This is a genomic window from Streptomyces tropicalis (assembly GCF_029269835.1).
GTDB classification, from domain to species: domain Bacteria; phylum Actinomycetota; class Actinomycetes; order Streptomycetales; family Streptomycetaceae; genus Streptomyces; species Streptomyces tropicalis.
On record NZ_JARJBB010000007.1, the window covers coordinates 313,007 to 324,181 of the forward strand.

The following is an 11,175-nucleotide window of genomic DNA, read 5'->3' on the forward strand; positions in this document are numbered from 1 at the left end:
CCGTGGGTCCTATGCTCGCGGCCCATGAAGACTCCCGACTGCTACGCATGCTCCCAGGAAGCCCAATTCGGCTCCCTCGCCCCGCGCGAACGCGTCGCCTTCGACCCGCACTGGCGGGTGGCCCACGACTTCAAGACGGCTCTGCCCGGGTGGCTGGTGCTGCTGCCCCGGCGCCATGTCACGGCCGTCCACGACCTCACGGACACCGAGGCCGCGGCGCTGGGCGGGTGGCAGGTCCGGCTGTCCCGGGCGCTCGCCGACCTGACGGGGTGCGTCAAGACCTACGTCGTCCAGTTCGCGGAGGCCGAAGGATTCGCCCATGTGCACTTCCACATCGTGCCGCGGGCGGCGGACCTGCCCCCGGAGCACCGCGGCGTGGGCGTGTTCGACCTGCTGCGCCGGCCGGCGGAGGAGCGGGTGACGGCCGAACAGGCCGACCGCATCGCCCTCGACCTGCGCGCCCGGATCGGCGGGCGGCCCACGGATCGTCCGGTGCAGGAATCCTGAGCGCAGGCCGTACCGGGGGCCGCCCGCCGCGGCGGCTGCGGGGTCACGCGCCGGAGGATGTCTCCAGTACGCGCTTGAGGTTGCGCAGTGTCGTGTCGATGTTGCGGACCTGGAACTCGGCGAAGGTACTGCCGCGGGTGGCCAGCCGGTCGAAGGCGTTGGCCGCGAACGTGGGCCACGAGCGCCGGTCGTCGGTCCAGGTCTCCGTGACGCGCGTTCCCTCCCCCTCGGGCGCGAACCGGTACTCCCAGGTGGCGATTCGGCTGCGCAGCACCGGGCGGTTCAGGCCGATCGCGTGAACGCGGAAGGCGAAGTGACTGCCGGGCTCGGCCACGGTCACCGTGCACTGCGTGACCCAGCGGAACGCACCGCGCTTGTTGCGCCCGACGAACGTGGTGCCCTGCGCGGCCGGCGAGTCCGGCACCCCCGCCGCCGTGCCGAGGTTCTCCGGACTCCAACGGCCCATGTCGGACGGCCGGCTGACCGCCTCGTAGGCCGCCGCGGGCGGAACGTTTATGACAACACTGCGAGTCACGGTGAAAACGCGGGCCACGATGACGCCTTCCGGAGGGGACACCAGTACGCTACTGATCGGTAGTAATCATGGCATGCACCGGTCCCCCGGCGCCCGCTCCCGAGCAGCGCACAGCGTCTCGGACTCGGGGCCAACGGGTGACCGCGCGCACGGCGTTCGACACGCACCCGGGCGGCCCATACCCGCACAGGGCCGGGTGGCCACGCGGGTGAACGGGTGATACTTGCGCCGAATCCGATTGCGCCTGCGAGACCCTTCCCGCGCTCTGTGCCACGTTGTCTACCGCGCAGCCCCCTATCGGTGTTCATTCTTGCGCACACTGCGGCTTGAGGAGAAAACCTGTGACCAAATTCCAGCGGATCATGACTTCTGCCGTCGTGGCCGGCAGCTTCGCCGTGGCGAGCATGGGTGTTGCATACGCGGACGACACCACCAACGACAGCCCGAGCTACACCTTCAACGGGAGTCTGCTGGGCGGGACCCCGCAGACTCCCCAGACGCCCCAGACGCCCCAGACCCCGCAGACTCCCCAGACTCCGCAGGCGCCTCAGCTTCCCCAGGGCGCGGCGCAGAACCAGCCCGGGACCAAGCTCGCCCCCAAGAGCTCCGGGCAGCCGGGCGACGACAACACCACGCTCGACCAGGGGCAGTGCCAGGACCAGAACCAGAACCAGAACCAGAACCAGAACCAGAACCAGGGTCCGGGGCACGACAAGGATAAGGACAAGGACAAGGACAAGGACAAGGACAAGGACAAGTGTCAGGTGCCGCTGACGCCGAACACCCCCAACACCCCGAACACCCCGAACACCCCCGGCCCCGGCGTCCCGAACACGCCCAACACCCCCAACACGCCGAACACCCCTAACACCCCGGGCCTGATGAGCACGCTCCGGACTCTGCTGCAGCCGACCAGTCTCTTCTGACCCGGCAGCACGCGAAGGCGCCGTACAGCGAATTGCTGTACGGCGCCTTCTTCCGTGCGGGGCCGGTCACCCTCCGGGTGTGTTCGGGGTGTTGGGGGTGTTCGGCGTGTTCGGGGTGTTGTTGTTCACGCCGTTCGGGGTGTTCGGCGTATTGGGGGTGTTCGGCGTGTTGGGGGTGTTGTTGTTCACGCCGTTCGGGGTGTTCGGCGTATTGGGGGTGTTCGGCGTGTTCGGGGTGTTGTTGTTCACGCCGTTCGGAGTGTTCGGCGTATTGGGGGTGTTCGGCGTGTTCGGGGTGTTGTTGTTCACGCCGTTCGGAGTGTTCGGCGTATTGGGGGTGTTCGGCGTGTTCGGGGTGTTGTTGTTCACGCCGTTCGGAGTGTTCGGCGTATTGGGGGTGTTCGGCGTGTTCGGCGTGTTGTTGCGCCCGTTCGGAGTGTTGGGCGTGTTCGGGGTGTTCGGCGTGTTCGGGGTGTTGTTGCGCCCGTTCGGAGTGTTCGGGGTATTGGGCGTGTTCGGCGTGTTCGGCGTGTTGCCGCGCCTGTTCGGAGTGTTCGGCGTGTTCGGGGTGTTGGGCGTGTTCGGGGTGTTGCCGAGGCGGTTCCGCGTGTTCGGGGTGTTCGGTGTGTTCGGTGTGTTCGGTGTGTTCAGCCGGTTGCGCGGGCCGGGGGGCTTGGGCCGCTCGACCGACTTGGTGACCGAGTCCTTGTGGGCCGTGGGCGCGGCTTGGGCACCGGCCACACCGACTGTTCCTGCGATCAGTGCAGCAGCGCAGGAGGCACCCGCGATGCGCGCTATTCGCTTCCGGGCTGTAAACATGAGTCGCCTCTCAATCGCCTTCGACTGTGCGGACCGTCCATTCCCCGTGACGGCTGGCATTTTGCCTAAAAACCGTTTTTCCCATGGATGCCGGGCCGGCAGGGGAGGTCGCGGCGTGGGGAGATTCCGAGCGAGTCATGGCCTCCGGTGGAGTCGGCGGATTCTGCGGACGACGTTCCGGGCTGAACGCGCCGGCCGGGGGCGCGGATGCCGCGCCCTCCCGGGGCATGGGACATCCCCCTTCTTCGGCCGCACCGCAGAAGGGTGCGACCGGCGCAACCACGCAGGAGCAGCTGCGACACATGTCGAGCGCTGCCACGCATCGGCCATGGGGTTTCTCTCCGCCCTCTCGACGCACTCACGGAAACGAGGGACAGCACAGGGGCGCACGCCACGGACATCCCGGGTCGTCACCCTCGGCTGTCGTCTTTTTTCTGGTGTGCAGGCTCGTGGAGGAGTCCGGCTTTCCAGCAGGGTGTTCCTGGCGCATTCGGGCGATCGACCGGCTGTCGACCTCGCCGCGTGTCCGGTGGGGGTGCGGTGGAGCAGGAGCGTGTCCCCCGACTGCTGTCGTGTGCAGCCGCCCCGGGTGGGCACGCGGGAACGGGTACACATCAGGCTCTGATCGCCACGGCCGTCTGGCCGTTCGACCGGCACTCGCCCTGTCCCGCAATGGGCCGTGGAACTGCCCATGCGCTTCACTCTATCGGCGGTACGACAGCGACGCAGCTTGAGCGCCGCAAGGCCATTCCCACCGGCTCCGCGCCGCTCGGCGAGCGGGACGGAGCCGGTTCCGGCCCACTTCCGGCGGGCGGTGTCTCCGCGTGGTCCGCTGTGGTCCGCTTTTCAAGGGAACCTGCTGTCACCGCGCCACGGCACACGAACGGTCGAAAGCATTCACTAGCTTTCATCAACGGAGACAGCAGATTTTCTGCTCGTACTTCATGACATGTTGGGCCTCCTTTCCTCTCCCTCCCGGAGGCGCAGCGTGGACAACCGCGTTCCCGGCCGCAGGACGGCACCGGTCCATCCGAGGTGGTCCGACCGCCTGATACGGCAGATCGACACCTTCGCGGCCACCCGGTCGCGCGCCCGGACCGTGCCGGCGCTGGTCCTGGTCAGGGAGGACGGCGGCGACGTCCGCGCGCCGGCCTTCCTGGTCCGCGAGTACGAGCACCGGCTGACGCGGGCGCACGGCGACTCCGCCTGTCAGGTGCCGCACGCGGTGGTCGACGACGCGGAGTCGGACGGCACTTTCCTCGCGGCGATCGACCACGTGGCGGCACGGTTCGAGATGACCATGCCGTCGGGGCGCCTGCGGCTTCCCGCCTTCCACACCTGCCGGGCCGTACTGGATCTGGAGCGTGGCTCCGGTGATCTGCGGGCCCGGCAGCAGCCGGTCCTGGACGGCCTGTACGGGGCGCTCCTGGAGCGGAGGCGGGCGCTCGGGGCCTGCGCGCGCATCGCCGGATTCCTCGGACAGCACTTCCTGACCGGCTGGCTGCAGGGGCTGGTGGCGGCGCTCGTCGTCGGCCTGCCGAAGGCCTGCTACGGGTTCCGTCTGCGCCGCCGGGGCCTGCGATGGGTGGCCGACGAACTGAACGCGGCCTGCTTCCTCGACGCCTCCCTCGCCTTCTGCAAGGACGGCGGTCTGGCACCCGAGGATCCCCGGGTCCGGCGGATCCTGCTGCGGGCGCTGCTCGCCGACCTGCGCCGGGCGACGCGGCGCAGGTCCCCGCTGAGCCATCTGTGGGCGCGGCGCCGGTGGTCCTTCGTGGTCCTGATTCCCGAGGTCGACGACGTGCGGGGCCCGGGCCGGGCGTTCCTCGGCACCTTCGGGGAGCTCGCCGTGGACGAGACGACCCGGCCGCTGCTGGTCCTGGCCGCCTGCGCGGGTCCGCCACCGGACTACGCCGTGCCCGCGGACGCCGACCCGGCCCGGCCCAACGGCATCGCCGACAAGGTCTTCACCCTGCTCGGCGAGGGCAGCGCCGAACCGGTCCGCCTGGTCACGCTGCCCGCCGAGGACGACGACGCCGAGCGCACGGCGGAGAAGCGGCTGACCACCCGTCCCGGCGTGGACGCCCGCAGGGACAGCGCGCTGGACTGGCTGCGGCCGACCGCGCTGCCGGTCCTGGCCGTGCTGGGCGTCGCCGCCGTCCTGGTGCCCCGCCATCTGTGGGCGCCCCCTCCGGCCGCGCCGAAGGCGCCGCCCTCCTGCGTCTCGGTGCGCACCGGGGAGCGGGTCGGCATCACCGACGGGGTCCGCTGCGACCTGGCCGTCCCCGGAGCACGCGGCGAGGAGCTGCGGGAACTGGAACGGGAGGTGGCCCGGCAGAACGCCGCGATCACGGACGGGCGGTACCAGACCCTGGTGTTCCTCGCGCCCCTGAGCCTGCAGGCCGGGGTGTACGACGACCCGCCCATCGGGCTCCAGATCCTGCGCGGGGCGATCGCCCAGCAGCACCGCCTCAACAGCGAGGTCCGGCAGAACAAGATGCCGATCCGGCTGCTGATCGCCAACACCGGCCAGTACTTCCGCTACGGCGCCCGCAGCGGGGCGGCGCCGGGCGATCCGGACGTCAGCCGCATGATCATCGAGCGGCGGCGGAAGGAACGCATCGCCGCGGTCATCGGCCTCACCCAGAGCCGGCCCGAGTCGATGCAGGCGGCCCGTGAACTGGACCGGGCCGGCATCCCGGTCGTCGCCAACGGGGTGACCGGCAGCCGGCTGGTCGGCCCCGACGCACCGCAGCGCTACTTCCAGATCTCCGCTCCCAACACCCGGGTCGCCGCCGTCCTGGCCGACTTCGTGCGCCGCTCCCCCGCCGTCCGCGCGTTCACCGGCCGCAGCCCGCACGCCGTCGTCGTGTACGACCCGACCGACGCGTACTTCAGCACGGACCTGAAGGACCTCTTCACAGGGGCCTACCGCGCCCACGGCGACATCGACGAGGTCGCCTACAGCGAGCGGCCGGGCGCCACCACGCCCGCCGCGATCGCGGCCGACGTGTGCAACAAGGTCGCGGCCACCCACGGCATCGTGGTCTACCTGGGCCGTTCCGGGGTGCTGCCGAGTCTGCTGAACGCCATGCAGTCGGCGGGCGGCCCGTGCCAGCCGCCGCAGGGCACGACGATTCCGCTGATCGCCGAGAGCGCGCCCATCGACTTCCAGCTCCATCCGGTGCGCACGGCGCGGTCGTACCCGTACGTGACGGTCTTCTACGAGACGGCCAACGCGCCCACGCAGGACGCCCGGGACCCCTACGCCCAGTTCGCCCAGGGCTTCGCCGCGGTCTTCGGGACGCGGGGTGCCGACGCCGACGCGGCCGGCGGGTTCGACACCGTCGGCATCGTCACCCAGGTCATCGAGAACCTGCTCCCCACCTCGCCGAGCGCCGATGTCGAGCCCAACGACATCTACCTCTGGCTGACCGCCCACGGTGTGGCCCAGTACCCGGGCGCCTCCGGTGTGCTGCGTCTGGACGGCTCCCACAAGTACCCGCCCGACAAGGCCGTCTTCGTCCGCGGGATCGCCCAGCCGCAGGGCACCACCACCACGCTGCTGAGCTGCGGTCTCCTCCCCGACCGGCAGGATCCCGCGACCTGGGGGACCCCGCCGGACGCCTTCCCCTGCCCGCGCGACCCCCGCTGACCGGCGGGCCCTCGCGTGCGCCCGGGCCGGTTCGGATCGAGAATGAACCGGCGGACGGGGGGCGGACGGCGCGCGGCGGATGCCGAAGGGACATCTCCATGGACGCTCAGGTGCCCTCCCCGACGGGAGGATCCCCGGGCACCCGCACCCCCGCGGGCAGCGGGCCGGCATGACGGCCCGGCCGGGCAGGAACCCGGTCCTGCCACGGGCGGTGCAGGTCACCGCCGCGGCCGGCGCAGGCTTCTACGCCTTCCTATACGGCCTGGACCAGCCGGTCTCGGCGCTCTACGCGATCTTCGCTCCGATCGCCCTCGGGCTGCTGTCCACCGTCCCCGGCACCGGACGCGCCCAGGCCGCGCTGACGGTGAAGGCCCTGCCGGCCGCCGTGCTGCTGGTGCTCCTGGGCACGGCGCTCGCGGTGGCCACGTCGGCCGCCGTGGCCGGCATGCTGGTCGTCGGGTTCGTGCTCAGTTTCGCCGCGGTCGCCGGTGCCCGCGTCGGGGGAGCCGCGCCCGGACTGCAGCTCCTGTACATCCTGGCCTGCTTCCCGCCGTACGCCCCGCAGACCCTGGGGGCCCGGCTGACCGGCCTCGTCGTGGGCGTCCTGCTGCTGGCCGCGGCCGAGGTGCTCCTGCTGCCGGGCCCGGTCCCGCCGACGTACCGGGACGTCCTCTGCGACGGCCTGCGGGCGGCGGCCACGGCGGTGCGCGATCCGGACCGTGTCACCCCGGCGGACCTGCGCGGGCGGGGCGAGGCGCTGCGGCTGTCCAACGTGGCGGCCGGGGAGTGCCCGGCCGGACCGGGGCGCAGGGACCGGGCGCTGGCCCAGGCGGGAGCCGCGGTCCGGCGGGTCCTGGAGCAGCTGGCCACCTGGGCCGGGGGCCCGGATCCGCACGACCGGCCCCCGGGGCCCGACCGGGCGGCCGCCGCGCTGCTGGATCGGGTCGCCGGCGACTGCGCGGCGACCGAGGGCGCCCTGCGGGCGCGCGGCCGGCCCCCGTCTCCGGCGGCACTGGAGGAGGCCATCCGGCTGTTCCAGGCCGAGCGGATCGAGAGCACCGCCGAGGCGCCGCGCCGGGGACCGGGCACGGCCGTGCTGCGCCGGCAGGCGGCCGTGCTCGCCCTGGCGGAGTCCACGTGGATGGCGGTGACCGCCGTCGGCGTGGCCGACGGCGGCCGGCTCCGGGGGCCGCTGCCCCCGCGCGAGGTCTTCTGGTACGCGACCCTGTCGACGCCCCGGCTGTGGGCGCGCCGGATCGCCGGGAACCTCACCCACCGGTCGGTGTGGTTCCAGAACGCCGTACGGGTCTCCGCGGGCCTCGCGGCGGCCCGGCTGGTCGCCGGCACGCTGGACCTGGCGCACGGGTTCTGGGTCCTCCTGGCGGTGCTGACCCTGGGTCGCACCACGGCCGGCGCCACCTGGCGGGCCGTGCGCCTGGCGCTGGTGGGGACGCTGGTGGGCGCGGTCGCCGCGGGGGCGCTGCTCGCCGGGCTCGGCTGGCACCCGGCGGTCTACGCCATCCTGCTGGTGCCGGGCATGCTGGCCGCCTTCGTCCTCGGGCCGCGACTGGGCGTGGCGTACGCGCAGGGACTGTTCACGCTGGTGGTCGCGCTGATCTTCGCGCAGATCACGCCGACGTCCTGGCACCTGTCGGAGGAACGCATCGTCGACGTCGTCACGGGCAGCGCCATCGGTCTGCTGTGCGGACTGCTGGCCTGGCCGGCGGGGGCGCGCCGCGAGGTCCGCCGGACGATGGCGGCGCTGCTGCACGCCTGCGGCGGGCTGATCCCGGCCACGGTCGACTGCCTGCTGGCCCCGCCGGGCCGGGGCACGGACCCGCCCGAGACGTTTCCGGCGCTGCACCGTCTGCGCCTGGCGGAGGCGGCCTACGCGCAGTACCGCAGTGAGCCGCCGGCCGCCCGGGAGGGGGCGCCGGTGGACTGGCACGCGGTGCTCATCGTGGCGTACCAGTCGGTGCTGGGCGCCCAGCGGCTGCCGCGGTTCGAGTCGGCGGCCCGGGATGCGCCGCCGGGGGCGCGCGACTGGGCCTGCCGGACGGCGGCCGGGCTGGCGGACGACGCGGACCGGATCGCCGGCCTGTTCAGCCACCCGGACGGGGCCCGCCCGGGGCGGAGTCCCCGGGCGCTGCCGCCGGACCACCGGGCGGCGCTGCCGACGGTCGTCGATCTCGAGGTGTGGCTGACGGGCATCGACCGGCAGCTCACCCGCATCGAGGCGTCCGTGGGCCCGGAGCCGGGGCGGGGTTCCACCTCGGAGGCCGCTCCGGGCGGGTAGGACGGTGCGGCCGCGGGGGGCGGTCCACTGCCGGGGGCCGGTGCTGAGTCCCGAGTGGTGGGAAGTGCGCGCCGGGGGTGGTTCGGGTGCTCCCACGTCCCGATGGACCGGCCCCCGTCTCACACGGAGGCGTGTCCTTCGAGGTACCGGCGGACGGCGCCCGGAAGGGGGACACGGGCCGCTTCCGCGAGCGGCATCCAGCGGCGCTGTGCGGGGGCGAGCCGGGCGTCGTCGGACGGGGTCTCGCTGAGCAGCTGGCACACCACGGCGGGTACGGCGTCCCGCGCACCCACGGCACCCTCGGCGGCGTGAGGGCCCGCGAGGCCGTCGGGACCGTCCTGGGCGTCGGGGGAATCGGCGTGCTCGGGACCGGAGGGCAACACCGTGGAACCGTCCACCAGGTAGCCGGTGAGCTCGTACACCAGGCGCGCGGCTGCGGCCTCGGCACGCTCGGCGGGCTCCCGGCCGCCCGTGGGCAGCGCCCAGCCGTCCGGCCCCTCCGCGAGCAGCAGCCGCCCGTCGTACACGACGACCGCCTGCACCACACCCTGGTCCGTCCGCTCCGGCGTCATGGCCCGGCCGCTCCTCGCCTCGTCGCGCGCGGGCCGTCCGGCCCGCGGTCCCGCCGCCTTGCGTACCCGTCCTACCCGTACCGCGGGGGTTCACGCGCGGGCCCCGTCACGGCCGGAAGGCGGACCCGCCGGGCGGGCGGGACGCACGTGATGCCCTCTAGGCTGGAGGCAGGGGGATCTTCCGGCGCTGTCGGCACCGCGGGAGTGACCATGAGCAGGGAACCCGAGGAGAGCACCGAACCCGGGGCGATCGGCACCGAGGCACGGCGGGCACTCGAGCGGGAACTCGCCGATCTGCGCACCGAACGCGAGGCGGTCGCCTCCACCCTCGGCGGCACGGACACCGCCGGCGACACCGCCGACCAGGCGGACGAGTTGCAACGGGCCACCGAGCTGGACCGGCTGGACAACCGGATCGAAACGCTCCGCACACGGCTCGAGAGGGCGAGCAGGGCGGCTCCGCCGAGCACGGACGCGGTGGGGGTGGGCAGCACCGTCGAGGTCCGTTTCGCGGACGGCACGACGGAGACAGTGCAGATCGGTGAGATCGCCGCGGAGTCGGACCTGACCCTGGTGACCGCCGACAGCCCGCTCGGCCGCGCCCTGCTGGGCCACCGGGCCGGCGACTCGGTCGCGTACGACACCCCGGACGGCCGCGCGACGGCCACCGTGGTGTCGCTCGGCGAGCGGCCGGACGCAGCGCGGTAGCCCCCGCCGTCGCCGGTGAGGGTGCCCGAGCCGGGAAGCGGACCGTCAGGCCGGGGTCGGGGGAGGACCGGAGGGCGCAGCCGGCGGGTCGTCGAGGAACGCGGCGGTCGGCACGTGGAAGAGGCATCCGGTGACCGGCACCGAGAAGTCCAGGAGCCGGTCGTGCACACCGGGGCGGTCACCGAGGAACATGTTCCGCAGCATCCGTTCGGTGACCTCGGGCGTACGGGCGTAGCCGATGAAGTACGTGCCGAACTCACCGTCCCCGACGCGGCCGAAGGGCATGTTCTCCCGCACGATCTTCCGTTCGCGCCCGTCCGCGCCGGTGACGGTGGTGAGCGCCACGTGCGCATCCGCGGGCTTCTCCTCGTCCGGCAGCTCGACGTTGTCCGGTTTGGTGCGTCCGACGGCCAGCTCCTGTGCGCGGGTGGTCAGGGCGTTCCAGGCATCCAGGTCGTGCAGGTACTTCTGGACGACCACATAGCTGCCGCCCGCGAAGGCGGGGTCCTCGTCGCCGACGAACACCGCGTCCGCCGCCACCCGGCCCTCGGGGTTCTCGCTGCCGTCGACGAAGCCGAGAAGGTCGCGCTCGTCGAAGGAGCGGAAGCCGTGCACCTCGTCGACGACGACGGCCGCCCCGCGGAGGCGTTCGCCGATCAGCCGGGCCAGTTCGAAGCACAGGTCCATGCGGCGGGCGCGGAGGTGGAAGAGCAGGTCGCCCGGGGTGGACGGAGCCCGGTGGCGCGGACCGTCCAGGGGCACGAAGGGGTGGAGATCGCGTGGGCGCGGTCCGGTGAAGAGCCGGTCCCAGGCGGCGGAGCCGATGCCGACGACGCAGCTCAGCCCGGCGTCGGGGGCACGGAAGCCGACCGAGCGGCGCAGCCCGGCGATGTCCTGGAGGAGTTCACGGACCGCGGGTTCCCCGCCGTCGTCGACGGTGCAGACGAGGAACATCGCGTACCTCGCCGGCGGGGTGGTCACCGTCTGCGGTGCGCTCACGGCCTGCGCCTCCTGATTCTCCGCGGCCGCCGGCCGCCCGGCCCGGGCGCAGGCGTACCGGGGCCGCGGCGTCCGTCCGGGCACGGCTCTCCCCCAGTCTCACCGCGCCCTCCGGGGCCCGCCAGGCGAGTGGCCCGTTCCGAGCGGCACCGGCCCGT

At 73.0% G+C, this 11,175-nt stretch carries 9 protein-coding genes; 6 read left to right on the forward strand and 3 right to left on the reverse strand.

Annotated elements, in window-relative coordinates:
* The first annotated feature begins 24 nt into the window (after positions 1-24).
* A complete protein-coding gene (locus tag P3H78_RS16955; protein WP_276109824.1) occupies positions 25-507 on the forward strand; it encodes an HIT family protein in 483 nt (160 codons plus the stop codon).
* A 43-nt stretch (positions 508-550) separates the two neighbouring features.
* On the opposite strand, the gene P3H78_RS16960 is transcribed toward P3H78_RS16955, so the two are convergent.
* Entirely contained in the window at positions 551-1,060 is a 510-nt protein-coding gene (locus P3H78_RS16960; protein WP_276109825.1) for an SRPBCC family protein, read from the reverse strand.
* Positions 1,061-1,383: 323 nt separating this feature from the next.
* Here P3H78_RS16960 and P3H78_RS16965 point away from each other — a divergent pair, with 323 nt between their 5' ends.
* From P3H78_RS16965 to P3H78_RS16980, 4 genes are all read left to right on the forward strand, one after another.
* The gene (locus tag P3H78_RS16965) at positions 1,384-1,968 is read left to right on the forward strand and encodes a hypothetical protein (RefSeq protein WP_276109826.1); all 585 of its coding nucleotides are present in this window, start codon (positions 1,384-1,386) and stop codon (positions 1,966-1,968) included.
* A gap of 79 nt (positions 1,969-2,047) precedes the next feature.
* Positions 2,048-3,412 carry an NfeD family protein gene (locus P3H78_RS16970; protein WP_276109827.1) on the forward strand — a complete coding sequence of 455 codons (1,365 nt, stop codon included), beginning with the start codon at positions 2,048-2,050 and terminating at the stop codon, positions 3,410-3,412.
* Positions 3,413-3,775: 363 nt separating this feature from the next.
* The gene (locus P3H78_RS16975) at positions 3,776-6,442 is read left to right on the forward strand and encodes a type 1 periplasmic-binding domain-containing protein (protein WP_276109828.1); all 2,667 of its coding nucleotides are present in this window, start codon (positions 3,776-3,778) and stop codon (positions 6,440-6,442) included.
* Positions 6,443-6,611: 169 nt separating this feature from the next.
* The gene (locus tag P3H78_RS16980; RefSeq protein WP_276109829.1) at positions 6,612-8,738 is read left to right on the forward strand and encodes an FUSC family protein; all 2,127 of its coding nucleotides are present in this window, start codon (positions 6,612-6,614) and stop codon (positions 8,736-8,738) included.
* Between the two features lie 119 nt (positions 8,739-8,857).
* Here the strand turns inward: P3H78_RS16980 and P3H78_RS16985 are convergent, their stop codons facing one another.
* Entirely contained in the window at positions 8,858-9,310 is a 453-nt protein-coding gene (locus P3H78_RS16985) for an NUDIX domain-containing protein (RefSeq protein ID WP_276109830.1), read from the reverse strand.
* Positions 9,311-9,520: 210 nt separating this feature from the next.
* On the opposite strand from P3H78_RS16985, the gene P3H78_RS16990 reads away from it, so the two are divergent.
* On the forward strand, positions 9,521-10,018 hold the full coding sequence (locus tag P3H78_RS16990; protein WP_276109831.1) for a GreA/GreB family elongation factor: 498 nt from the start codon (positions 9,521-9,523) through the stop codon (positions 10,016-10,018).
* A gap of 45 nt (positions 10,019-10,063) precedes the next feature.
* Here P3H78_RS16990 and P3H78_RS16995 read toward each other — a convergent pair whose 3' ends face one another.
* Positions 10,064-11,017, reverse strand: coding sequence for a Dyp-type peroxidase (locus P3H78_RS16995; RefSeq protein ID WP_438827979.1), 954 nt, complete (start codon positions 11,015-11,017; stop codon positions 10,064-10,066).
* Positions 11,018-11,175: the final 158 nt, after the last annotated feature.

Coding starts and splice junctions, on each gene's coding strand:
- P3H78_RS16955 (WP_276109824.1), top strand. CDS start 25: ATGAAGACTCCCGACTGCTACGCATGCTCCCAGGAAGCCCAATTCGGC.
- P3H78_RS16980 (WP_276109829.1), top strand. CDS start 6,612: ATGACGGCCCGGCCGGGCAGGAACCCGGTCCTGCCACGGGCGGTGCAG.
- P3H78_RS16985 (WP_276109830.1), bottom strand. CDS start 9,310: ATGACGCCGGAGCGGACGGACCAGGGTGTGGTGCAGGCGGTCGTCGTG.
- P3H78_RS16990 (WP_276109831.1), top strand. CDS start 9,521: ATGAGCAGGGAACCCGAGGAGAGCACCGAACCCGGGGCGATCGGCACC.